Source organism: Comamonas piscis (genome assembly GCF_014109725.1).
GTDB classification, from domain to species: Bacteria; Pseudomonadota; Gammaproteobacteria; order Burkholderiales; family Burkholderiaceae_C; genus Comamonas; species Comamonas piscis.
In genome coordinates this window covers 4,562,822-4,586,282 of record NZ_CP058554.1, presented here as the reverse complement: position 1 = coordinate 4,586,282, position 23,461 = coordinate 4,562,822, and the positions used below count along the sequence as shown (strand labels likewise).

Sequence of the window (23,461 nt, the reverse complement as noted above, 5' to 3'; positions counted from 1 at the left end):
CACCTCGTAAACAAGGCCCCTTATCTCAGTGCCGGAGCCAGAGCTATTGACGATTGATTAGCGGTCTAACCTCTCGTGTAGGTTTGGGGTCTGGCTGCGAAGCCTCGCATCATGACTACTGACTCCCCCATGCAATTGATTGCAAGTGCGAGATGAAATTTAGAAGCCGTGGTGCTCGGTTGCCATTACGGATTCAATGATATATCTGTTCAGGGCGGCTTCTTCCTCCTCGGGATTTGGAGGGATGCGAGCCAGAACTTCCTTTGCTGCCCGCAGGCGTTGTGATTGGTTCGGAGAGTTGAGGCTATCCGTGAACACTCGCATTGCCTTGCGACGTAGGTGCTTGTGGAAAGCTGCGTCATCCAGGCTACGAGAGTAAATCTCGTTCTCCAGGCGGGCATGGAAAGCGGGGTCTTGCATCCATGCTGTGACTGTCTGGGGACTGGTGCCCGCAAACTTGGCTGCATCTGCCTGAGTCATGCCTTCTGCCAGTGCTATCACGGCTTTTATCTGGCGATTTGACAAGAGTTTTTGCGGGCTGGGATTGGAATAGGCGACGGTCATAGCTACACTTTTGTTCTGGATACTTCAACCTGTGGATTAGCGTTCCCCTGTTTTGGATTAGCGCGGCTGTTTGTCAGGCTGGAGAGGGGCAGGGATAGGCGCGTATGGTGTGATGCTGCCTACCCCTGAGCATCCTTGTTATGCCTTGCTGCCCGCAGCGCTATAGGGTCGTAAAGCGGTGTTAGCTGGCAAGGGTTTGTCTGTGCCTCCCAGAAGCTGCACGGCCAGTTGAGCACCATGATTGCGAAGCGCCCACGCATCTCCAGCGCCACCGCGCCCAACGTGGTGTGGCTGTGTCGGTGCGATCTGGCTAAAGGCACTACGCTGTGAGTTGAATTGTTCCTGTGCGACTTGCTTCTTGCTGAAGGCCAGGGCGTTGTCGATCGCGCCCCGCAGTTCCTTGAGGGTGACCGTATCGCGTGCGGGTGCGGGCTGCTTCGGCACGTTGCCAGCGCGGCGCGGCGCTGGTGTGGCGTGTAGGGGTTGATGCGGTGCGAGCTGCTGGCGCGGCTGTTCCTCTTGGATTGGTTCCCGCTCAGTCTGGCGCTGCTGGGCTTGCTGCGCTGGCTGGCTTGGTGCTGATGCCGCCTTCACTGCCTGCGGTGCTGTCGCTGCCTTCGCCACAGTCTCAGGGGCCTTGCTGGCGCGGAATGGATTGGCCTTCAGGATATGGGCGTAGCCCTTGCCTGTGGGCTTGGGCGGTGCGGCTTCGCTCTTGAATGCGTGGCGCAGTTGGGTCAGGTCGAGCATTTTATTTTCTCCTTCTGATTTGAGAATGCGGAATGGAATTCGGTTTGCCCCGCGAGAAACTAACGAAATGAAGTTAACTTGTGCGTTTTCCAGGCGGCGCATCGAAGTTTTTATTTTCATAAATGACCATCCTTCAAGGTGTTGAAGTAATGTATTTTATTTGAAGTCGGTTAAATAAAGAAGCATATTCAACGGTAGATGCAGCGTAGGATAAGTCTGCAATCAATTTCCGATAGGGTAGGAATATTCTGGTGGTGGTGTTGGGGTAAATTGAAGTGTTTCTAACTCCCAGTCTGGCAAAGGGCCTGCGGTTCTTACGTCTAGCGCGTGAGAAATTTTCTTTCTTCGTTGCTCATGTGCCCATTGCTTGAATGCATAGGCGTGCCGATAAACGCTAACTGCATTGCGGTGCTGCTCCTTTAGAAGGTAATCATGGGGTGTATCTTCAATTTCACCCGCAAATCGCATCATTTCTATATATGCATACTCAAGAATCCAATCGAGGCGCATCAGGTTGTGGACGTTATTTGCATACGAGGCTTCTAGCTCTTCTTTGAATTCATCAGGGAAGTCATATTGCATTGCATAAGACTCTTTTTCTAGCAAAGAAAAAAGCTCTTTAGGGTTGCGGCTAAACATCTTGTACACCGAGCCATATGACATATTGAGCACTAATGCTGCATCCTTCAGGTATATCTGTTTGTCATAAAAATTCAGAATAAGTGTGTTGGTGCGATTCCGTGTTTGTCCAAGAGGGTCAAGCCATCGGATATTAGGCGGTGAATATGGCCCTAAAGGGTTAATTCTGTCGAGGGACCATTCCCCATCATCTGGCATTGGGCCATGCACTCGAATGAACTCCTTGAAGTCGGATATGGCTGGGTGAAGTCCTTTCGCTCGGTGCTTGGCATTTTTCCAAGATGAATACTCCCTCTTGAGTAGATTGCTTGACTCCCGTAGCTCAGTGATAGAGCGTGTTTCAACAAGGGTAAGAGCACTGTTATAGCGTGCCCGATAGGTGCCCCCGTTCTCAGGGTCGGTTCTCAAGAGTTCCTGTAGTCCTGCTGACTGAAGTTGAGGCATAGCGGCTTCTTTAGTATGGAAACGGTGCTTTTTGGACTAAATCCAAGGCGTTGTTTTTATGCCCGTTCTCACGGTTATCACTCTTATGTACTTAGGAGAATCCGTTTTGAGAACGAGAGGCGGTGCTATTGTTCGGAGGCGTGCCAGCATTCACAATTCGATCGCCGTAGTTCGCTTTCTGCGGCTTGTCCTTCGATTGTTGGAACGGTTTCCCTCGGCAGTGATGCCGGGGGATTTTTTCATCCCTAAGCTGTCTATGCCTTCTTCTCTTCATCTGCCAATAGCTGCGCATGCAGGGCGTAAATGTCGGATATAGCTTCCCAATCGTCGCCATCTGTGGTTTCGAGAGTGAATCTCTTGTGCTTTGGCAATGGGTTTGTTCCGGGTAACTGCCAGTCCCTCACGCACAGGCCGGAGCCTTCAAGTAAGGTGTTGCATAAACGTGCCGCGATCTTGACTTGCAAGCGGCGGGGAGGTTTTTGAGGTATTGGTTCCATCGGTTACTCCTTCACGCCAAAGAAGGGGGCAATGGTGCTGGTGAACCATAGGGGACGCCCATATTCTTTAAGGTCAGGCGGTGGAATCAATCCAGTGGCACGGCGTGCGTATAGCGTGCTGTGGCTGATACCAAATAGGGTCATGAGGTGACCAGGTTTCAAGCGACCTGGCTTCAGCAAAGCCGATGTATCAATGGGAAGGGGCTTGGCGTGCCCTGTTGTGCGCTTAGATTGGGATGGCGTAACCGCTTGCGTGGGTGCTGCGGTTTTTTTCACGATAACGATAGCCATGATTGGCAACTTTCCGGCGCGACAAATAAAAAGCCGTGGTGTGGTGCGCCAAAAAGCCAGCACGGCTAGATTTGACGCAACACATCACGGCTTGCCGGATGCCCAATGCACTATGGGTCTGTTGCTGCTCGCCCAATGGGACAGGGTGAATGGGATGATTCTGGCGGGTACTTTGGCTGATGTCAATAAGGTCGCATAAACTAATTTGACGGGTTTGTCAAATGTGGGTCTTGAGACTATGCCTTTTTCACTAGTTGGATTGCTTGCCCGGACTCTTGCGGGAGGGGCACGCCAGCTTGCTCAAGAATCCATTTTTCTATGCGCTCATGATGCAGACGCAGCAAGTCAAGAGGTCTCACGGTGTAGTGTTTCTCTGCTGTGGCACTTGGCTTGTGGCCTTGAATCTGCGCCACCACGCCTACGGGGACTTCTAGCCATTCGGTCAGGCTGGTGAAGCTGCGGCGCAATCCGTGAATGGTGACGTGCACCCCCGCCGCGCTACAAGCACTTGCTAGAGCTTTGTGTGCTTCGCTCATGTAGTTCTCTGGGTCTTTGCCTGCGAAGACAAAGGGGCCGCGCCGGGGTAGTCTGTTGAGGATGTGATGAACGTAGGGCGTAAGCGGAATTGTTCGGACGCCATCAATGCCACCCTTCGATTCGTCCTTGTCGCGCAGGGTCAGGCCCCGCCATTGGGTGTTGATGTCGTCCCATTTGATTTCCAGCACTTCACCGGGGCGTGCGCCAGTTAGCAGCATGGTTTGCAGATATGCGGCTCGGGTTTGGTTCTTGAGGCCACGCACAGCAGCGAACCATGCGGGCAGTTGCTCCCGCAATAGAGCATCGGTTTTCACGCCTGCGGGGCCTAGTGCTTCGCGTGCTTTCTTGCTTTTCGCTGCATTGCCTGTGACTGCCTGGGCGTAGCCTGTGTGTTCGCTGCACCAGTTGAGGAATGCTCGCACGATGCGCAGGCTTAGGCGTGCCATGGTGGGGCGCTCTCCCGCGTGTTTCTTCGCCCATTGCTCTATGCGCTGGGGGGTAATGTCGCGTAGTCGCATGGGCAGGAATTCATGCAGTGGGCCAGCAATGGTTACGCCACGGCCACGGGTTCCGCGCTTGGCGGTTTCGCCCCCTGCCTTCGCCATGCGGATGTGGTCGGCTAGGTGGTGCTTGCCCCAGTGAGGTTCCCGCTCCTTCAGGTATTCGGTCCATGCTTCCCCACAGGTGACTTCAGCGGCCTTTGTTGCTGCGGCTGCTGCCTCTTGCTTGGCTTTGGCTTCAGCCTTTGCTTGCTTTTGCTGCTGCAAGATTTCACCCATGCCACTGCCTTCGGCCTTGGCTGTGACGTGTTGAACTGCCATTGCTTCGGCGGCTTTGATGGCTGCTGCTATCGAGTAGCCCGCAGCGGTCGGGGTGTGCTTGTTGACGTGCCCTGGTGTTGGGTCATAAGGGCCGATGGGCAGACGCTGGCTTGTGGTGCCTTGGCTGTAGCGCCAGAAAAAGATGATGCCCTTCTTACCGTTGCGGGCCTGTAGTGCACCCGCTGGTTCGATCTTGGTCAGAGTGATGGTCTCCCCTTCGGTCATCGCTTTGAGGGCTGCTGACGGGCTGGAAGCGGGCTTGGCAACGGTGGGCATGGTCTGGTCTCTTTAGGAATTTGCCAGAATTTTGCCAGAATTTAAGCGGATGAGGGTAATTGACCAAAGGATTAGCTTAGGATAGTTTTTTATTGTTTAGCAATAAGTTATGGCTTGCACTTGATTGCAGACGTATCCTATATTTGCCAGAATTTAGCCATGTTGGTAGGACTCATAATCCTTTGGTCGCGGGTTCAAGTCCCTCACGCCCTACCAGATTCATTGGCTGCACAGCTATCATTTTTGATGCTGTGTGGCTTTTTTATTGGCGCTATTGGGCGTTGCTGTGCGCCGTCTTGCTAGCAAAGCAGGCGCGGATTGCCTAGTTGAACCCAGATTCAGCCCTGGACCTCTCGCATTGCGGGGGCGTCAGGAGGCATCTCTTGCAGCACCTGGAGACAGGTTAGCGTTACCTGGGCTTTCAGGTCGTATCGTTTATCAATGCGTGCGTGGCCGATCAATTGTCAGTCTCAGGCTCTGGTGCTCGGCATGTCGCTGAAACGCAAGCTGGCAGGGACCATTCATAATCAGTCCCCCCAACTTGTTCAAGAGGCCAATTTTTCATGGTAGATAAATCCTTGTTGCAGCGGCAGGTGCGGGAACAGCTTGCGGCGGACCTGTTGCAGGTCGAGCAGGCCTTGAGCGCTGCGCATGAGGCCGCGACGCATGAAGAGAATATTGCTGAAAACAAGTACGACACCTTGGGCCTGGAAGCTGCCTACCTGGCGACGGGCCAGGCGCGTCGCGCAGAGGCCATTCGCCAGGCGATGGTCCATTGGCGGCTTTTCTGCCCACAGCCCTATAGCGCCAGCAAAGGCATACAGCTGGGCGCGCTGGTCTGCTTGCTGGGTGCGGACGAGAAACAGCAACTGATCTTTCTCGGCCCTGAAGGGGGCAATATGAAGCTGGTCATCGGTGCTGAGTCCATACAGGTCATCAGCAGCCAAGCGCCCTTGGGCAAGGCCTTGCTGGGCAAGGCGGAGGGGGATGAGGTGATGCTGGAAGTGGCGCAGGCCAGGCAGCAGTTGGAAGTGCTGTGGGTGAGCTAAGGCGAACTGCGGTAGGGGAATTTTCTGAGATGCGTGAGCGGGCATCTGCTGCGTGATGGAGAAGTCGAAGAGCGGAGCGCTTGGGGCGCAGAGACGCGCATTCCTATATCCAAGCATTTGACCGTGCAGGTCGTATCAGACGGGCTTTGGCTGAGAACGCCAAGAGGCCGTAAAGCTTCAACGTGAAAAAAATGCCTGGCTACATGGAGAACCGCTGGCTAGCAAAAACGACCACTGGAGTAAAGACCCAGTAGGTCGCCCCACGATGAAACAAGGAACGGCGGCAATCGCTGGTCCTTGGGGGCTATGATATTCGCAAATGAGAACTATTCGCAAATAACCATAAGCGTCAAAGGGCAATCGGCGTATTTTGGGGCAGCGCAAACCTTCCTGCGATTGCTGCCCGCCCCTGAGCCAATTTGCCATACAAGCGGCGTAAGATGAACGCGCCTTCATGCCCGCGTCGCTGCCGATGCCTCTGCATGTCGGCAACACCCCATGCATCTGCCAGCTCGCACCGCCCAGCCTGTGCCATGCGGTGACCTCCACGAACGGAATAGGACCTTCATCATGACCGTCAAAGCCTATGGCGCCCACGCGGGTGACCAACCTCTTGAAGCCATTGACATCGAGCGCCGCACGCCGGGCGCCAAGGATGTGCAGATTCGCATTGCCTATTGCGGCGTCTGCCACTCGGATATCCACCAGGTGCGCTCCGAATGGGCGGGCACGCTCTACCCCTGTGTGCCGGGGCATGAGATTGTCGGCGAGGTGGCAGCAGTAGGCTCCGAGGTGACTGATTTCAAACCGGGTGACTTGGTTGGCGTCGGTTGCATTGTGGACAGCTGCCAGCACTGTGCGGACTGCGGTATGGGACTGGAAAACTACTGCAACCACATGGTGGGCACCTACAACGGCCCCACCGCCGATGCGCCGGGCCACACCCTGGGCGGCTATGCGCAAAGCATTGTGGTGCACCAGCGCTATGTGCTGAGGGTCAGCCACCCCGCGGCGCAACTGGCTGCTGTCGCACCGCTGCTGTGCGCGGGCATCACCACGTATTCGCCACTGCGCCACTGGCGTGTGGGGCCGGGCCACAAGGTCGGTGTGGTGGGTATTGGTGGCCTGGGCCACATGGGCATCAAGCTGGCGCATGCGATGGGCGCCCATGTGGTGGCCTTCACCACCTCCGAATCCAAGCGCGACGCAGCCAAGGCGCTGGGTGCTGCCGAGGTGGTGGTTTCGCGCAATGCCGATGAGATGGCTGCCCATGCGCAGAGCCTGGACTTCATCCTGAACACGGTCGCTGCCCCGCATGACCTGGACCCGTTTTTCAACCTGCTCAAGCGCGATGGCACGATGACCCTGGTCGGCGCGCCTTCGACCCCGCATCCGTCCCCCGGCGTGTTTGGTTTGATCATGAAGCGCCGCAGCCTGGCCGGTTCGCTGATTGGCGGTATCCCTGAGACGCAGGAGATGCTGGACTTCTGCGCCGAGCACGGCATTGTGGCGGACATCGAACTGATCCAGGCGGACGGGATCAACGAGGCCTATGAGCGCATGCTGCGCGGCGATGTGGCCTACCGCTTTGTGATCGACAACGCCAGCATCTGATGCGTTGACCGCCTGAGCTTCCCAAGCCCATGCAGCGCATGCCGATCGGCAAGCGCTGCATTTTTCTTGGTGGCTGCGACGGAACTTGTGCCCCGGGGCCGCCTCTGACAGCGGCCCCGTTGTTTTTGGTGTTCACCCCTATGTTGTCACGTCGTTCCCTGGTTATGTCCGGCAGCCTGTCTGCCGTGATGGCTGCGCTGCTGCCAATGGGCGAGGCGCTGGCCCGCAGCCAACAGCAGCCAAAAAAAATGCCGGTGCTGTTTATCGGCCATGGCAGCCCCATGAATGCCATCAGCGCCAATCCCTTTACCGAGCATCTGCAACGCTGGGGTAGCAGCTTGCCCAAGCCCACCGCCATCTTGGTGGTGTCGGCCCATTGGCTCACACGGGGCAGCACGGGGGTGACGCTGAACGACAAGCCCGCCACCATCCATGATTTCTCCGGCTTTCCGGCCGATCTGCATGCGATGCAGTACCCCGCCGCGGGCCACCCCGTGCTCGCGGCCAAGGCGGCTGCGCTGGTGCGCAGCGGCCAGGCGCAGCTGACGGACCAATGGGGGCTGGACCACGGCACCTGGACGGTTCTGCACCACCTCTACCCCAAGGCCGATGTGCCCGTGTTCCAGGTCTCCATCGACTACAACCAGCCCGCGCCCTACCACTATGCGGTGGGTAAGGAACTGGCCGCCTTGCGCGAGCAAGGCGTGCTGATCATCGGCAGTGGCAATATCGTGCACAACCTGCGCGCGACGGTGCGCGGCGCACCCGATGGGCTGATGGCCGCCCGTGATTGGGCGCAGCAGTTTGACGAGGTCGCCAAGCAGGCGCTACTGGCCGGCAACGATGCCGCCTTGCTGCAGTACCAGCAGCTGCATGCCTCCGTCAAGATGGCCGTGCCCACGCCCGACCACTACTGGCCCTTGCTGTATGCGCTGGGCGCCGCCCATGGCAGCGGCCCGGCGCGCCAGGTGTTCGAGGGCTTTCAGTCCGGCACCATCAGCATGCGCTGCCTGCAATGGGATGCTTGACCCTTTCTAACTAGGCCAGGCTTTTCAGCGCCTCGGCCAGGCGCTGCACACCCCGCTCAATCTCTGGCTGCTCCAGCAGCGCATAGCCCATCACCAAGCCCGCCACAGCAGGTTGCGTCTGTGTGCGGCCGCCATCCAGGTACAGCGGGCGGATGGGGTAGACACGCACGCCGCGCTGCGCCGCCGCCTGTACCAACTGCGCCTCTTGGCTGGCGGGCAAGGACGGAAACCACACCGACAGATGCAGACCGCTGGCAGCGCCCTGGATGCGCACCTGGGTGCCCAAGTGCTTGTCCAAGGCCTGCAGCAAGGCCTGCTGGCGCGCATGCTGCTTGCGGCGCATGCGCCGCACATGGCGGGCATAGCTGCCGTCCTCCATCAGCTGGGCCAGTGCGCGCTGGGGGCCGCTGGCGCTGTGGCGGTCGCCCAGTTGCTTGGCCTGCGCAAACAGGCCGGCCAGCGCCGGGGGCAGCACCATGTAGCCCAGGCGCAGCTGGGGCGACAAAGTCTTGGAGAAGGTGCCTACATGGATCACGCAGTCCGCATGGTCCAACGACTGTAGGCTGGGCTCAGGCCGCACCGTGTAGCGGTAATCGCTGTCGTAGTCGTCCTCGATCACCCAGCAGCCCTGCGTGCCCGCCCAGTCCAGCAAGGCGTGGCGGCGGGCCATCGGCAGGTAACCGCCCAGCGGAAACTGGTGGCTGGGCGTCACATACAGCAGCTTGGGCCGGGCCTCGGCGCTGAGGGCCGGCAGCTGCGCAGTCTGCAGCCCATCGTCATCCACATCGGCGCAGAGCAGTTGCGCGCCATAGGCCTCAAACACCTGCTGCGCCATGCGGTAGCCAGGGTTCTCCACGACGACCGAGTCGCCCGGGTTCAACAGCAGCCGGGCACACAGATCCAGCGCATGCTGCGAGCCGTTGACGACCAGGATCTGCGCGGTACTGCAGCGTATGCCCCGGGTTTGGTGCAAATGCTTTTGCAGCGCCTGGCGCAAAGCGGGGTTGCCCTGGGGCGCTTCGTACTCCAGCCGCTGGCCGCGCTGACCTTCTGCCCGGCGCAGCGCCTTGGTCCAGTGCAGGGTCGGGAAATCGCTGCCGGCCAACGGCCCGTAAACAAAGTCGATCACCCCCGCCGTATCGGGCGCCGGCATGCGGGCCGGCATGGCCTGCAGCCGCTGCGCAAAGGCCGACAGGCGGCGGTTGTCTGGCGCATCGCCGGGTGCGTGGGCGGCAGCGTGACTGCTGCCGGGGGCGGCGATGCGGTTGGCCGCACCGGCGGCCACGCGGGTGGCGGCACCAGCACGTGTATCGACAAACCCATCGGCAGCCAGTTGCTCATACACCAGGCTGACGGTGCCGCGCGAAAGCCCCCGCTCTGCCGCCAGCGCGCGGGTGGAGGGCAGGGCTGCGCCCGCAGCATAACTGCCATCCGCAATGCGCGCGCGGAGCTCCTGGTACAGGCTGCGGCTGCCGGGGCGGGGTGAACTAGGTGCGGGCATGGTGGGCAACTGGACCAGTGATTTTGTAGAAAACTGGCTATTTTTAACCAGAAGTGCTGGCCGCACAATCCGGCTCTGGTCGCGCCCGCGTTTGGGGGCGGCCGATGTTTTTGACAGGGATGATGATGTTCAAAGGTTTGAGTGCGTTTCCGCTGACCCCCATGGATGAGCACGGCATCGATATGCCGGCATTTGCGCAGCTGGTGCAGCGCCTGGTAGCGGCTGGTGTTGATTCGATCGGCGCGCTGGGCTCCACCGGCAGCTATGCGTACCTGTCGCGCGCCGAGCGGGCCCAGGTGGCGGCCTTGGCGGTGGAGCAGGCGCAAGGGGTGCCGGTGGTGGTGGGTATTGGCTCGCTGCGCACGCGTGATGTGCTGGCATTGGCAGAGGACGCACAAAAGGCCGGTGCCAGCGGCCTGCTGCTGGCTCCGGTCTCATACCAAAAGCTGTCCGACGACGAGGTCTATGGCCTCTACCAGGCGGTGTCGCGTGCGGTGTCGGTGCCCATTGTTGTGTACGACAACCCCGGCACCACCCGCTTTGAGTTCAGCGATGCGCTGCATGGCCGCATTGCGCAGCTGCCCCATGTCGCCTCGATCAAGATACCCGGCGTGCCAGCCGATGCGGCCGAAGCCCAAGCGCGTGTGCGGCGCCTGCGCGCTGTGGTGCCCGCGCATGTCAGCATTGGCGTCAGTGGCGATGCTTTGGGCGCCAAGGGCCTGGTGGCGGGTTGTAATGTTTGGTACTCGGTCATCGGCGGCCTCTGGCCCCAGACCACCTTGGCCATCACCCGCGCTGCGCTGGCGGGCCATGCAGAGCAGGCGCTGGAACTGTCCGAGCGCCTCGCGCCGCTGTGGTCCTGGTTCCAGCAAAAGGGCGGCAGCCTGCGCTCTGTTGCCACCGCTGCCGAGCTGATGAGCCTGGCCCGCTCGCCCTGCCTGCCGCTGCCGCTGCAAAGCTTGCAGGGGGCAGATCGCGAGGCGCTAGCAGCCCTGCTGAAAACGCTGGATCTGGCCTGAGCTCTGCAAGGGATCAAGCCGCCATGCGGCTGGCTTGCTCGCGCAGCAGATCCATAAAGTTCTGCTGCTCTTGCGAGGCCTCCTGGTCCTTGCGCGTCAGCATGCCAAACGGGGCCATCGGCACATCGATCTGCACCGGCAAGGTCTTCACCAGACCCATGCGCAAATAGTCCTTCAAGGCCGAGTCGGACAGCAGCATGACGGCATCGGTAAGCTGCACCAGTTGCTGCATCGAGTAGACGGAGCTGCACTCGGTGATGTCGGCCGGCACGGGCAGCTCCAGGCTCTGCAGCAGCTGGTCCAGCGCGATGCGCGCGGGCGTGCTGGCGGGCTGCAAGATCCAGGGCCAGTCGCGCACCAATTCCTCCCAGCTCAGCTTGCGGCGCCGCGCCAGCACATGGCCGCTGCGCACCACCACCAGCAGGCGCTCATTGCCCAGCGCTTCAAAGTCATAGGCCTCGCTGTCGCCGGCAATGCGGCGGCGGGCAATGGCCAGGTCAATGCGGCGCTGGTCCAGCAGGCGCAGCACCTGGTCGCTGGTGTCGCCCATGATGCGCAGGCGCAGCTGCGGGTTCTGCGCTTTCATCTCCGCCACGGCCGTCATCACCAGGTCGGGCGCCGCACCCATGATGGTGCCAATGGCCAGGTAGCCATAGCCGCCCTGGCGGCGCACGGCCAGGTCTTCGGCGCAGCGGTCCAGGCTGTTGAGCGAGGCCTCGGCAAAACGCACCAGCTGAAGGCCCAGCGCGGTAGGGCGCATGCCGCGCGGCAGGCGCTCAAACAGCTGGCAACCAAACATGTCTTCGATCTCGCGCAGCATGCGCGTGGCAGCGGGTTGCGACATCGACAGGCTGATCGATGCACGGTGCAGATTCAGGCTCGAACCCAGTGCCACCAGCATGTGCAGATGCTTGTAGCGCAAGCGGTTGAGCAGGCTGCGCTGCAGCGGTGGCGCGGCCGATAGAGCGGGTTTCTTAGACATAAATAAAAGGTATCGGATATGACTGAAATTTGATTTGTTAGGCATCAATCATGCGCGTACATTCAGATCCATACAAGAACGAATGACCTTTCAGGAGACAAACATGAACGCCTTCGCGCACACTTTTTTCAGACCTCCTCCCTCACGACGGCGCTAACGCAAGCCGCGCCCCACTGGTGCTGGCTTGCCAGCGCCGCCTTCTCCTTTTTTCGCTCCCGCTGCGCCCGCCCCTGGCAGGCGTGCTGGCCGCGCATTGTCTTTAAGGATTTGTCGTGAATAAACTCCCCGCTCCCTTGCTCGCCAAGATCTCCTGGCGCCTGCTGCCCTTCTTGCTGCTGATGTACATCATGGCCTTCCTGGACCGGGCCAACGTGGGCTTCGCCAAGGTGGCCTTCCAGGCCGATACCGGCATCAGCGATGCCGCCTTTGCGTTTGGCGCTGGTGTGTTCTTTGTGGGTTATGCGCTGCTGGAAGTGCCGAGCAATCTGATCATGCACCGCATCGGCGCGCGCATCTGGATGTGCCGCATCATGGTCACCTGGGGCCTCGTGTCGGCTGCGATGATGTTTGCCCATAACGAGACCACCTTCTATGTGCTGCGCTTCCTGCTGGGCGTGGCCGAGGCGGGTTTCTTCCCCGGCGTCATCCTGTACCTCACCTACTGGTTCCCCGCTGCGCACCGCGCGCAAGCCATGGGCTTTTTCTACTTCGGCGCGCCGCTGGCCTTTATCTTTGGCAGCCCCTTGTCGGGCCTGCTGCTGGAGCTCGATGGCATGGGTGGCTGGCACGGCTGGCAGTGGCTGTTTGCAGTCGAAGGCCTGATGGCCGTGGCCGTCGGTATCTGGGCCTATTTCTACCTGACCAACCGCCCCGCCGATGCGCAGTGGCTGACCGCTGATGAGCGCCGCCAGGTGCAGGACATCATCGACAACGAAGAGCGCGCCAAGGGCGGCCACCAACACAGCCTGCTGGCGGCCTTGTGCCAGCCGCGCGTGCTGTACCTGGCACTGGTGTACCTGCTGATCCAGGCCAGCGTCTACGGCGTGGTGTTCTACCTGCCCAGCCAGGTGGCGGGCCTGTTGGGCACCAAGGTGGGCCTGAAAGTGGGCCTGGTCTCGGCCATCCCCTGGGTCTGCGCGCTGCTGGCGGCCTGGTGGGTGCCCGGCTTTGCCCAACGCAGCCAAAAGCCCCGCACGGTAGCCAGCGTGACCTTGCTCGTCGCCGCCATCGGCATGGCCGCCTCGGTGAGCTTTTCCAGCCCGCTGCTGGGTGTGGCGGCACTGTGTTTTGCAGCGGCCGGCTTTATCGCCGTGCAGCCGGTGTTCTGGACCTTCCCCGTCAACGCCCTGGCCGGCGCTGCAGCGGCAGGCGGCATCGCCATGATCAATTCGCTGGGCGCTGTGGGCGGCTTTATCGCCCCCATCGTCAAGAACTGGGCTGAGGGCCATTTCCACTCACCCGCCGCAGGCCTGTACCTGCTGGCCGGCACGACGGTGCTGGCGGCGGTGCTGGTGCTGGGCATCCGTGCCCGCATGGCGCCCACCGCGCTGCAGCCCCAGGCCGTCTGAAGACCATTGCATAAGGAGCTAACACCACCATGAGCCAGATCCCCACCATCAAGCAAGTGCGCGCCTATACCCTCAAAGGAGGCGGTGCCGACTACCACGACCAGGCCGATGGCCATTGGATTGACGACCACATCGCGACGCCGATGTCCAAGTACCCCGAGTACCGCCAGAGCCGCCGCAGCTTTGGCATCAATGTGCTGGGCACCTTGGTGGTGGAGATTGAAGACAGCGCAGGCAACGTCGGCTTTGCGGTTACCACCGGCGGCGAGCCGGCCGCCTATATCGTCGAAAAGCACCTGGCGCGTTTTCTCGAAGGCGCCAAGGTCACCGATATTGAGCGCATCTGGGACCAGATGTATTTGTCCACGCTGTACTACGGCCGCAAGGGCATTGTGATCAACACCATCTCCGGGGTGGATCTGGCGCTCTGGGACTTGCTGGGCAAGGTGCGCGGCGAGCCCGTGCACCAGCTGCTGGGCGGTGCGGTGCGCGATGAGCTGCAGTTCTACGCCACTGGCGCGCGCCCTGATTTGGCGCAGAAGATGGGCTTTATCGGCGGCAAGATGCCCCTGCACCATGGCCCGGCCGAAGGCGAAGAAGGCCTGCGCCGCAACCTGGAGGAGCTGGCCACCATGCGCGAACGCGTGGGCCCGGACTTCTGGTTGATGCTGGACTGCTGGATGAGCCTGGACCTGAACTACGCCACGCGCCTGGCCCAAGGCGCCCAGGCGCATGGGCTGAAGTGGATCGAAGAGGCACTGCCGCCCGATGACTACTGGGGCTATGCGGCCCTCAAGAAGAACGTGCCCACCGGCATGCTGGTGACCACCGGCGAGCATGAGGCCACGCGCTGGGGCTTTCGCCAACTGCTGGAGATGGGTTGCTGCGACATCATCCAGCCCGATGTCGGCTGGTGCGGTGGCATCACCGAGCTGCTGAAGATCTCGGCCTTGGCCGATGCGCACCAGGCGCTGGTGATTCCGCATGGCTCCAGCGTCTACAGCTACCACTTTGTGGCCACACGCCACAACAGCCCCTTTGCGGAGTTTTTGATGATGGCGCCCAAGGCCGACGAAGTCGTGCCGATGTTCCACCCGCAGCTGCTGGGCGAGCCGGTGCCGGTGCAAGGCCGCATGCGCCTGTCGGCGCTGGACAAGCCCGGCTTTGGCGTGGAGCTGAACCCCGCTTGCGAACTGCACCGCCCCTATACCCATTGATCAACCATTGATCAGCCATTGGTGGGCCAGCGCTGAAGGCCCACCCAGGAGACACACCCATGGATTTGCCAATCAACCCTTTCAAGGCCGCGCTGCGCCGCAGCGAGCCGCTCTACGGTATCTGGGCCGGCTTTGCCACGCCTTATGCGGCCGAGATCATCGCCACCACCGGCTACGACTGGATGCTGGTGGATGGCGAACATGCGCCCAATACGGTGCCTACTTTGCTGGGCCAGCTGCAGGCGGTGGCCCCCTATGCCACGCACCCGGTGGTGCGCGCGGTGCATGGCGATGCGGTGCTGATCAAGCAGCTGCTGGATGCCGGCGTGCAGACCTTGATGGTGCCGATGGTGGAGACGGCCGAGCAGGCCCGCGCGCTGGTGCAGGCGATGCGCTACCCGCCATACGGCATCCGGGGTGTGGGCGGTGGCCTGACCCGCGCCACGCGCTGGGATGCGGTGCCCGACTACATCCGCACTGCGCATGAGCAGCTCTGCCTGATTGTGCAGATCGAGTCGCGCCTGGGCGTGGAGAACGCCGCCGAGATTGCCGCCGTCGAGGGTGTTGATGCCGTCTTTATCGGCCCGGCAGACCTGTCCACCGGCATGGGCCATGCGGGTGATGCCAGCCAGCCCGAGGTGCAGGACTGCATACGCCGCACCATCGAGACCACCCTGGCCCATGGCAAGGCCTGCGGCATTCTGGCGCCACGCGAGGAAGATGCCCGCCGCTACACCGACTGGGGCTGCCGCTTTGTCGCAGTCGCCATCGATATCAGCCTGATGCGCCAGGCCGCCGTGGCCAATCTGGCGCGCTACCGGGCGCCCAGCCAGCCGGCCATTGTCTCTACCACCTACTGAGGACGACTCCATGCCATCTACCCCTGTTTTGCGCAACTACATTGCCGGTGCCTTTAGCGACAGCGCCGAGCTGCATGAGGTCCGCAACCCTGCCACCGGCGCAGTGCTGGCGCAGTCGCCGCTTTCCACCCAAGCCGATGTAGACCGCGCGATTGCGGCTGCACGCGGCGCCCAGAAAGCCTGGGGCCGCCGCCCCGCCATTGAGCGTGCGCAGTACCTGCGCCGCATTGCCGCCCGCCTGCGCGAGAACGTCGCCCGCATTGCGCGCACCATCACCGAGGAGCAGGGCAAGGTGCTGGGCCTCGCCGAGGTGGAGGTGAACTTCACGGCCGACTACCTGGATTACATGGCCGAATGGGCGCGCCGCATTGAGGGCGAGGTCATCAGCAGCGACCGGGCCAATGAGCAGATCTTTCTGCTGCGCAAGCCCATGGGTGTGGTGGCCGGCATCCTGCCCTGGAACTTCCCCTTCTTTCTGATCGCCCGCAAGATGGCGCCGGCCTTGCTCACCGGCAACACCATCGTCATCAAGCCCAGCGAAGAGACCCCCATCAACTGCCATGCCTTCACCGAGCTGCTGGCCCAGTGCGAGCTGCCCGCTGGCGTGTTCAACGTGGTCTATGGCCAGGGCGGCACCGGCGGCGCGCTGTCGGCCCATGCCGGGGTGGACATGATCAGCTTTACCGGCAGCGTGGGCACCGGCGAGCGCATTGCCGCAGCCGCTGCGCCGCACATCACCAAGCTCAACCTGGAGCTGGGCGGCAAGGCCCCCGCCATTGTGCTGGCCGATGCCGACCTGGACCTGGCCGTCAAGGCCATCCGCGATTCGCGCATCATCAACACCGGCCAGGTCTGCAACTGTGCTGAGCGCGTGTATGTGCAGCGTCAGGTGGCCGATGAATTCACCGCACGCATTGCCAAAGCGATGGCCGCCACCCGCTATGGCGACCCGATTGCGCAGACCGATGTGGAGATGGGCCCGCTCATCAACCAAAAGGGCCTGGACAGTGTGGATGCCAAGGTGCGCCGTGCGCTGGCCGATGGGGCGCAGCTGGTGACCGGTGGCAAGGTCGCCGATCTGGGTGCCGGCTTCCACTACCAGCCCACGGTGCTGGCCGGCTGCCGTGCCGACATGGAGATCATGCGCAAGGAAATCTTTGGCCCTGTTCTGCCGATCCAGGTGGTGGAGGACCTGGACGAGGCGATTGCGCTGGCTAATGACTGCGAATACGGCCTCACGTCCTCGCTCTACACCCGCGACCTGTCCAAGGCCATGCAGGCCATGCGCGAGATCGACTTTGGCGAGACCTACATCAACCGCGAGAACTTCGAGGCGATGCAGGGCTTCCATGCCGGCGTGCGCAAGTCGGGCGTGGGTGGTGCCGATGGCAAGCATGGGCTGTATGAGTACACCCATAGCCATGTGGTGTACCTGCAGTCCTGATCGGGTGCTTGCACGGAGGTTGTAGAACCTCTTCCACCCCAACGCAAGAAAGGCCGCTAACCCAGGTTGGCGGCCTTTTGCATGGGAGCGTTATTGACGCCGATCAGGGCTTGGAGCTCAAGCCTTCCACCACCGTGCGTACCTGCTGCAGCACCTCGTCGGCCAGCGCTGGATCGGACTTGACGACGCCGCGCGAGATGGCCATCGCGCCGACCAGTGCAGCCACTAAGGTGCTGGCCAGTGCCTGGCGCTGCTGCGGGTCGGCGCTGGGCGGCAAGGCGGCCTCGATGCCGGCGCGCAGCTCGGCAAAGCCATCGCTAAAAGTGCGGCTCACCGCCTCGCTCTGGCGGCCGGCATCGCAGGCGGTGGAGACGAGGGGGCAGCCCCGGGTCATGTCATCCCGCACTTGAGGGTTCAGGTAGGTGTCCAGATAAGTGGCGATCGGGTGGTCGCTCTTTTCACTGGCCTGCTTGACCTTGCCAAAGCCTTGCCCAAAGCCATGCGCCAGCGCTTGGGCTGCCAAGTCTTGCTTGTCGCTGAAATGCTTGTAGAGCGCGCCCTGCGTCAGGCCCGCCTGCTGGCAGATATCGGCCACGCCCGTGCCATCAATGCCGCGTTCCTTGAACAGCGCAGCGGCGGCATCCAGCAGTGCCTGGCGGTTGTGTTGCGCTTGTTCCTTGGTGACTTTCATCGCAAATACCCTGCTTGAACCTGTGCTTGACAGTTTTTGATTGTGATCGCTATCATTGTAACTCTTCGTCCGATAACGTCCAAATAATATGCTCGCTTCCCGACTCGCCGTGGTGCTCCAGCGCCATGGCATCCATTACGCCTGGGTGATTGCCGCCATCACCTTTTTGGCCATGCTGGTCACCTCGGCGGCGCTGGGCCTGCCGGGGGTGCTGATGCAGCCGCTGGCGGTGGAGTTTGGCTGGAGTGTGCGCGATCTGTCGTCGGTGTTTGCGACCCGCTTTGCACTGTACGGTTTGCTCGGTCCATTCGCTGCCGTCATTTTGCTGCGCTATGGCGTGTCGCGTGTGGTGGCCTTGGCCGCCGCGGTGATTGCCAGCGCCTTGCTGGCGGGGCTGGTCATGCGCAACCTGGGCCAGGCCTTTGTGCTCTGGGGCATTGTGCTGGGCATGGGCACGGGGCTGACTGCCATGGTGCTGGGCGCTACCGTGGCCAACCGCTGGTTTGTGCAGCACAAAGGCCTGGTAATGGGATTGCTGGCGGGCAGCAGTGCCACCGGCCAGCTGCTGTTTTTGCCGGTCGCTGCCTGGCTGATTGCGCAGTACGGCTGGCGCTGGGCCTTGCTGCCGGTGGTGGTGGCATCGGTCATCGTGCTCGTGCTGGTGCTGCTGTTCATGCGTGACAGCCCGGCCCAGATGCAGCTGGCCCCTTATGGCGCTGACCCTGCTGCAGCGCCTGCCGCGCCTGCGCCCCGCGCCAGCTGGAGCCTGCCCTTTAGCACCTTGGCCGCTGCCTCGCGCGTGCCGGCGTTCTGGATCCTGGCGGGCACCTTCTTTATCTGCGGGCTCAGCACCAATGGGCTGATCCAGACCCATTTCATATCGCTCTGCGGCGACTATGGCCTGGGCCCCGTGCCGGCCGCTTCTGTGCTGGCGATGATGGGGATTTTTGACCTGGTGGGCACCACCTTGTCGGGCTATCTGTCAGACCGCTATGACAGCCGCAAGCTGCTGTTCTGGTACTACGGCCTGCGCGGGCTGTCGCTGTTCTGGCTGCCTTACTCCGAGTTCACCGTGGCCGGCCTGTCGCTGTTTGCCGTGTTCTATGGCCTGGACTGGATTGCCACCGTGCCGCCCACCGTCAAGCTGGTGGCCAGCGAGTTTGGGCCCGAGCGCGCAGCCCTGGTGTTTGGCTGGGTGTTTGCCGCCCACCAGTTGGGTGCCGCAGTGGCCGCCTATGGCGCTGGCCTGGCGCGCTCGGTGCTGTCGTCCTACTCACCCGCATTGTTTGTCGCAGGCGCCGCTTGCCTGGTGGCGGCAGCGGCGGTTTTGTGGGTGCGCAAGCCAGCCGTGGCTATGCGCGCCGTGGGTTAATCCGCCCGAGCGCCTGAGCGTTTTACGATCTCGGCCCATTTCTTTTCTTCGCTGCGCATATAGGCCAGAAACTCCTGCGGGCTCGATCCGACTGGCTCGGCGCCCATGCGCTGGTACTGCGCGGCCACCTCGGGCTTGCGCAGGGCCTGCTGCGCAGCCTGGGCCAGTTTATGGACGATCTCGGGCGGCGTGTTCTTGGGGGCCCAGAGGCCATACCAGGTGCTGGTGGCGTAGTCGGCAATGCCCGATTCCTGCATGGTCGGAATCTGCGGTAGCGAGCTGGAGCGCTTGGCGGTGGTCACAGCCAGCGCCTTGAGCTTGCCCGAAGTGATAAAGGGCATGGCCGAGGGCATCGAATCAAACATCAGCTGGAGCTGGCCACCCATCAGATCGGTGAGCGCCGGCGAGCTGCCCTTGTAGGGCACATGCTGCATCGCAATGCCGGTCTTGAGCTTGAACAGCTCGCCCGACAGGTGCTGCGACGAGGCATTGCCGGCCGAGCCAAAGTTGATGCTGTTCTTGCTCGCTTTCAGATAGGCCACCAGCTCTTGCACGTTCGACACCGGCAGCTCGCTGTTGACCACCAGCACCAACGGCACATCGACAATCTGCGTGATTGGCGCAAAGTCGTTGAAGGAGTCATACGGCACCTTGTCGTAGACCGAGGGGTTGATCACCTGCAGCGAGGCATTGGCCAGCAAGGTGTAGCCGTCGGGCTGGGCCTTGGCGACCTGGGCCGCGCCCACCATGCCGCTGGCGCCGGGCTTGTTGTCGATGAAGATGGTCTGCTTCAGGCTCTCGCTCATCGAGATGGCGACCAGGCGCCCGACCAAGTCGGTGGGGCCGCCGGGCGGGTAGGGGATCACCAGCTTGATGGTGGAGGCCGGGTAATCGGCCGTTGATGCCGCATGTACGGCGGGCAGGCCGCCGCCCAGCAGGGCCAGGCCCAAACCGGTCTGCAGCAGCGATTGCAGGGCCTGGCGGCGCTGCGGTGAATGGCCTTGTGTCATGTCTTGTCTCCTTGTATTTGTAGGGCGACCTTGCCCAGCACCTCGCGGCTGTGCAGCGCGTCCAGCGCATCGCAGAGCTGATCCATGGCGTACACCCGCGAGATGTCGGGATGGATGGCGTCGCGGTGGGCCATCTCAAACAGCGCGGCCATCATGGCCTGCATGGCGGCGGCATGGCGCTGGCGCTCGTTGGCGGGCGTCCAGCCGATGTACTGGCCATAGAAGAAGCCGTGGATCGTCAGGTTCTTGACCAGCGCAATATTCATCGGCACCTTGGGGATCGTGCCGCTGGCAAAACCGATGATGACGATGCGCCCGTTCTGCGCGGTGCAGCGCAGCGCCTGCAGCAGCAGGTCGCCGCCCACCGGGTCAAACACCAGGCTGGCGCCTTTGCCCCCCGTCACCGCCTTGACCTGCTCAATCAGGTGCTGCGGGTCGACCGCATGCTGCGCGCCACGGCGCAGGGCCGCCTGGCGCTTGTCTTCGCTGCTGGCGCAGGCAATCACCTGCACGCCGGGCACCTGGGCCGCCAGCTCCACAGCAGCTGCACCCACGCCCGAGCCGGCACCCAGCACCAGCAGGCTGTCGCCCGCCTGCAGTGCCGTGCGCCAGTGCAGGGCCGTGTAGGCCGTGCCGTAGGAGATGGGCAGCGCCAGCGCCCGCAGCGGGTCCAGCCCCGCGGGCACGGCATACACCGTGCTGGCATGCACCTTGGCCTGCTGCGCATAGGCGCCCCAGTCACAGATAAACACCACCTGGTCGCCCACCTGCAGATGGTCCACGGCGCTGCCGCATTGCAGCACCCGCCCCACGCCTTCGGTGCCGGGCACAAAAGGCAGGGGCGGGGTCTTTTGGTACTTGCCCTCGATCAGCAGGCCGGTGGCGTGGCTGACGGTGGCATGGGACACGTCGATCAGCACCTCGTCGGGGGCCAGGGTGGTGGGGGGCTCGGTGGTTTGGACGGCGATCACATCGTGGGGCTGGCCGAAGCTGCGGCAAACAATGGCTTTCATGGGCGTGGCTCCGTTCACAGGCCTACGACCTGGCGGGCCGCCAGTCCGTCGATCTCATCAGGCTGCAGGCCCAGGGTGCGCAAAATCTGTAGGCTGTCGGCACCAATGCGCGGTGCGGGCAGCGGCCCATCGGGCTTGGCCGGCCAGGGGGTGGCCGCCATCAGCACCTCGCCAAAATCGGGCTGCTGCACGGTCTTGAAGGTGGCCAGGTGCCGGGCCTGCGGGTGCTGCACCACATCGGCCGCGTTATGCACCACCGCATGCAGCACGCTGTGCTGGTTGAACAGTGCGCGCAGCTCGGCCAGCGATCGATCTGCCACGGCGCGGGCCAGGTCGGCATGCAGTACCGTCTTGTGCTGCAGCCGCAGCGCATTGCTGGCAAAGCGTGGGTCGCTGTCCCAGCCGGCCAGGTCCAGGGCCTTGCCAATGCGCAGAAACTGCTCGTTGTTCAGCGCCAGAATCGTCAAACGCCCATCGGCCGCATCAAAAATGCCATTGGGCGCGCTGACCGCCGCCTTGACGGTCTGCCCGCCCAGTACCTCTTCCGACAGCGCGGTCGATTGCAGCGCGCAGCAGACATTGAACAGGCTCAGCTCCACATGCTGGCCCTTGCCGGTCTTCATGCGCTGCAGTAGCGCGGCGGTGCAGGCCTGCGCGGCATAAACCCCGGTGGCAATGTCGGCCAGCAAGAAGCCGATGCGCTGCGGCGCGCCCTGCGCATCGCGGTTGCTGTTCATCAGGCCGGTGTCGGCCTGCATCACCGAGTCGGTGGCGGGGTTGTCGGCAAAGGGGCCATCCGGGCCATAGCCGCTGATCGATACATAAACGGGTTCCAGCCCCAGCGCCTGGAGGGCGGCAAAGTCGAGGCCCAGGCGTTCCACCACCTGCGGGCGAAAGTTCTGCACCACCACATCGGCATCGCGCGCCAGCTGCAGAATCAGCGCCTTGCCGTCGGGATGCTTGGCATCCACCGCCAGGCTTTGCTTGCCGGCGTTGTAGGTGCTGGACAAGGTGCTGTGGCCATTGCGGGCGACTCCCACATGGCGGCCCCAGTCGCCCTGTGCGGGCTCGACCTTGATGACCTCCGCCCCCTGGTGGGCGAGCAGCTGGGCGCAGTAAGGGCCGGCCACGCCCTGGCTCAAATCCAGGACCTTGAAACCAGCGAGCGGGGTAAACCCCAGTGTTGACTCTGGCGTCACGTATTGTCTCCTTGCATGGCCCGGGCAATGCGACAGGATGCCGGGCGTTTGTTGTGACACCCATGGTAGAAACAGGAGGTCGCTTTGGGAACCACCAAAGCACAGCCATCAGTGGTGATTCAGAATCAACAATCAAAAGGGGATGCCGGCCATGGACCTGAACCTGGTGCGTTTGTTTGTGGCGATTGCCGAGTCGCGCAACCTGAGCGATGCGGCCCAGCGCTCGGGCGTGACCCGCTCAAATGTGTCGCGCCGGCTGGCGCTGCTGGAGAAGCAGTTTGGCGCGCAGCTGCTGCGCCGTACCACCCGGCATATGGAGCTGACCCAGGCCGGCCGCATCCTGCATGGCCAATGCCTGCAGGCCCTCAATGCGCTGCAAAGCGCCCAGCTGCAGATCGACCAGATCCACCAGACCATCAGTGGCGAGATCCGCGTGCGCATCCCCACCGGCCTGGGGCATTTCCACCTCAAGCCGCTGATCCTGGACTTTTGCCAGGCGCACCCTGATCTGCTGCTGCGCCTCGTGATCAACGACCAGATCCATGACCTGGTGGCCTCCAAGGTGGACCTGGCGATCCACATCACCTCGGCACCGCTGGAAGACCATGTGGCCACCCGCGTCTGCGGCATCGAATGGGGGCTGTTTGCCACCCCGGCCTATCTGCAGTCCCTGGGCCTGGCGCTGCAAACCCCGCAGGACATCAAGCACGCCCGGCTGCTGGCCCCCCTCAACATCCACCACCGGCTGGAGTTTTGGCGGCACAGCGATGGCCTGCATGAACAGGTGCAGAGCACACCGTCGATCCAGTCGGGCGACTACCAGTTTCTGTTCAATGCCGCGATGGCCGACCTGGGCGTGGTGCTGCTGCCCTACTATGCCGTGCGGGATGCCATCGCCCAGCGCAGCCTGGTACAGGTGCTGGGCGGCTTTGGCGTCAAAGGCGTGGGCGATGCGCTGTACATCGTGCGCGCGCCGAACCGCCAGCCCTCGGCGGCGACCCTGGCGCTGATCGAGTTGCTGGTCTCATCGATCCAGAAGATGGCGCCGGGCTGGCGTTTGGGCACGGCGCTTTGA

General features: G+C 62.2%; 23 protein-coding genes. 11 read left to right on the top strand and 12 right to left on the bottom strand.

From position 1 onward, the window contains the following. Positions 1 to 159: 159 nt before the first annotated feature. From HS961_RS20725 to HS961_RS20705, 5 genes are all read right to left on the bottom strand, one after another. Positions 160 to 564, bottom strand: a complete 405-nt coding sequence (locus tag HS961_RS20725; RefSeq protein ID WP_182325268.1) for a helix-turn-helix domain-containing protein — start codon at positions 562 to 564, stop codon at positions 160 to 162. A 138-nt stretch (positions 565 to 702) separates the two neighbouring features. After that, complete coding sequence (locus HS961_RS20720) at positions 703 to 1,434, bottom strand: hypothetical protein (protein ID WP_182325266.1); 732 nt, start codon at positions 1,432 to 1,434, stop codon at positions 703 to 705. 102 nt (positions 1,435 to 1,536) lie between these two features. After that, positions 1,537 to 2,397, bottom strand: coding sequence for a hypothetical protein (locus tag HS961_RS20715; RefSeq protein ID WP_182325265.1), 861 nt, complete (start codon positions 2,395 to 2,397; stop codon positions 1,537 to 1,539). A 254-nt stretch (positions 2,398 to 2,651) separates the two neighbouring features. Next, on the bottom strand, positions 2,652 to 2,894 hold the full coding sequence (locus HS961_RS20710; RefSeq protein ID WP_182325263.1) for a hypothetical protein: 243 nt from the start codon (positions 2,892 to 2,894) through the stop codon (positions 2,652 to 2,654). Positions 2,895 to 2,897: 3 nt separating this feature from the next. Continuing rightward, the gene (locus HS961_RS20705) at positions 2,898 to 3,185 is read right to left on the bottom strand and encodes a hypothetical protein (protein ID WP_182325261.1); all 288 of its coding nucleotides are present in this window, start codon (positions 3,183 to 3,185) and stop codon (positions 2,898 to 2,900) included. Here HS961_RS20705 and HS961_RS20700 point away from each other — a divergent pair. After that, positions 3,184 to 3,384, top strand: a complete 201-nt coding sequence (locus tag HS961_RS20700) for a hypothetical protein (RefSeq protein WP_182325260.1) — start codon at positions 3,184 to 3,186, stop codon at positions 3,382 to 3,384. The genes HS961_RS20705 and HS961_RS20700 overlap by 2 nt on opposite strands. A 37-nt stretch (positions 3,385 to 3,421) precedes the next feature. Here the strand turns inward: HS961_RS20700 and HS961_RS20695 are convergent, their stop codons facing one another. Next, positions 3,422 to 4,819 (bottom strand): tyrosine-type recombinase/integrase, encoded by a 1,398-nt coding sequence (locus HS961_RS20695; protein ID WP_238347687.1) that lies wholly within the window; start codon positions 4,817 to 4,819, stop codon positions 3,422 to 3,424. 563 nt (positions 4,820 to 5,382) lie between these two features. Between HS961_RS20695 and HS961_RS20690 the strand changes: the two genes are divergently transcribed. From HS961_RS20690 to ygiD, 3 genes are all read left to right on the top strand, one after another. Next, the gene (locus HS961_RS20690) at positions 5,383 to 5,868 is read left to right on the top strand and encodes a GreA/GreB family elongation factor (protein WP_182325258.1); all 486 of its coding nucleotides are present in this window, start codon (positions 5,383 to 5,385) and stop codon (positions 5,866 to 5,868) included. A gap of 570 nt (positions 5,869 to 6,438) precedes the next feature. Further along, entirely contained in the window at positions 6,439 to 7,482 is a 1,044-nt protein-coding gene (locus HS961_RS20685) for an NAD(P)-dependent alcohol dehydrogenase (RefSeq protein ID WP_182325256.1), read from the top strand. A 164-nt stretch (positions 7,483 to 7,646) separates the two neighbouring features. Then, the gene (gene ygiD, locus HS961_RS20680; protein WP_238347686.1) at positions 7,647 to 8,510 is read left to right on the top strand and encodes a 4,5-DOPA dioxygenase extradiol; all 864 of its coding nucleotides are present in this window, start codon (positions 7,647 to 7,649) and stop codon (positions 8,508 to 8,510) included. Positions 8,511 to 8,520: 10 nt separating this feature from the next. On the opposite strand, the gene HS961_RS20675 is transcribed toward ygiD, so the two are convergent. After that, the gene (locus HS961_RS20675; RefSeq protein WP_182325252.1) at positions 8,521 to 10,011 is read right to left on the bottom strand and encodes a PLP-dependent aminotransferase family protein; all 1,491 of its coding nucleotides are present in this window, start codon (positions 10,009 to 10,011) and stop codon (positions 8,521 to 8,523) included. Positions 10,012 to 10,136: 125 nt separating this feature from the next. On the opposite strand from HS961_RS20675, the gene HS961_RS20670 reads away from it, so the two are divergent. Continuing rightward, a complete protein-coding gene (locus HS961_RS20670) occupies positions 10,137 to 11,030 on the top strand; it encodes a dihydrodipicolinate synthase family protein (RefSeq protein WP_182325250.1) in 894 nt (297 codons plus the stop codon). 13 nt (positions 11,031 to 11,043) lie between these two features. Here the strand turns inward: HS961_RS20670 and HS961_RS20665 are convergent, their stop codons facing one another. Then, positions 11,044 to 12,012, bottom strand: coding sequence for a LysR family transcriptional regulator (locus tag HS961_RS20665; protein ID WP_238347685.1), 969 nt, complete (start codon positions 12,010 to 12,012; stop codon positions 11,044 to 11,046). A gap of 272 nt (positions 12,013 to 12,284) precedes the next feature. Here HS961_RS20665 and HS961_RS20660 point away from each other — a divergent pair, with 272 nt between their 5' ends. Genes HS961_RS20660 through aldA form a run of 4 tightly spaced genes read left to right on the top strand, consistent with a single transcriptional unit; the run spans position 12,285 to position 17,101 of the window. Beyond that, positions 12,285 to 13,580, top strand: coding sequence for an MFS transporter (locus tag HS961_RS20660; RefSeq protein ID WP_182325246.1), 1,296 nt, complete (start codon positions 12,285 to 12,287; stop codon positions 13,578 to 13,580). A gap of 29 nt (positions 13,581 to 13,609) precedes the next feature. Then, positions 13,610 to 14,797: an L-rhamnonate dehydratase gene (rhmD, locus tag HS961_RS20655; RefSeq protein WP_182325244.1), complete on the top strand. Its 1,188-nt coding sequence runs from the start codon at positions 13,610 to 13,612 to the stop codon at positions 14,795 to 14,797. 59 nt (positions 14,798 to 14,856) lie between these two features. Next, positions 14,857 to 15,657, top strand: coding sequence for an HpcH/HpaI aldolase family protein (locus tag HS961_RS20650; protein ID WP_182325243.1), 801 nt, complete (start codon positions 14,857 to 14,859; stop codon positions 15,655 to 15,657). A 10-nt stretch (positions 15,658 to 15,667) separates the two neighbouring features. Then, positions 15,668 to 17,101 carry an aldehyde dehydrogenase gene (gene aldA / locus HS961_RS20645; RefSeq protein WP_182325241.1) on the top strand — a complete coding sequence of 478 codons (1,434 nt, stop codon included), beginning with the start codon at positions 15,668 to 15,670 and terminating at the stop codon, positions 17,099 to 17,101. 103 nt (positions 17,102 to 17,204) lie between these two features. On the opposite strand, the gene HS961_RS20640 is transcribed toward aldA, so the two are convergent. Beyond that, on the bottom strand, positions 17,205 to 17,792 hold the full coding sequence (locus tag HS961_RS20640) for a TetR/AcrR family transcriptional regulator (protein ID WP_182325239.1): 588 nt from the start codon (positions 17,790 to 17,792) through the stop codon (positions 17,205 to 17,207). An 88-nt stretch (positions 17,793 to 17,880) separates the two neighbouring features. On the opposite strand from HS961_RS20640, the gene HS961_RS20635 reads away from it, so the two are divergent. Continuing rightward, positions 17,881 to 19,164, top strand: coding sequence for an MFS transporter (locus tag HS961_RS20635; protein ID WP_182325237.1), 1,284 nt, complete (start codon positions 17,881 to 17,883; stop codon positions 19,162 to 19,164). Here HS961_RS20635 and HS961_RS20630 read toward each other — a convergent pair. Genes HS961_RS20630 through HS961_RS20620 form a run of 3 tightly spaced genes read right to left on the bottom strand, consistent with a single transcriptional unit; the run spans position 19,161 to position 22,386 of the window. Then, on the bottom strand, positions 19,161 to 20,174 hold the full coding sequence (locus tag HS961_RS20630; RefSeq protein WP_182325235.1) for a Bug family tripartite tricarboxylate transporter substrate binding protein: 1,014 nt from the start codon (positions 20,172 to 20,174) through the stop codon (positions 19,161 to 19,163). The two genes, HS961_RS20635 and HS961_RS20630, sit on opposite strands and share 4 nt — an antisense overlap. After that, the gene (locus HS961_RS20625) at positions 20,171 to 21,187 is read right to left on the bottom strand and encodes an NADPH:quinone oxidoreductase family protein (protein ID WP_182325233.1); all 1,017 of its coding nucleotides are present in this window, start codon (positions 21,185 to 21,187) and stop codon (positions 20,171 to 20,173) included. Before HS961_RS20625 ends, HS961_RS20630 begins: the two co-directional genes overlap by 4 nt. Before the next feature lie 14 nt (positions 21,188 to 21,201). Next, on the bottom strand, positions 21,202 to 22,386 hold the full coding sequence (locus HS961_RS20620; RefSeq protein WP_182325231.1) for a CaiB/BaiF CoA transferase family protein: 1,185 nt from the start codon (positions 22,384 to 22,386) through the stop codon (positions 21,202 to 21,204). A gap of 151 nt (positions 22,387 to 22,537) precedes the next feature. Here HS961_RS20620 and HS961_RS20615 point away from each other — a divergent pair, with 151 nt between their 5' ends. Continuing rightward, positions 22,538 to 23,461, top strand: coding sequence for a LysR family transcriptional regulator (locus HS961_RS20615; RefSeq protein WP_182325229.1), 924 nt, complete (start codon positions 22,538 to 22,540; stop codon positions 23,459 to 23,461).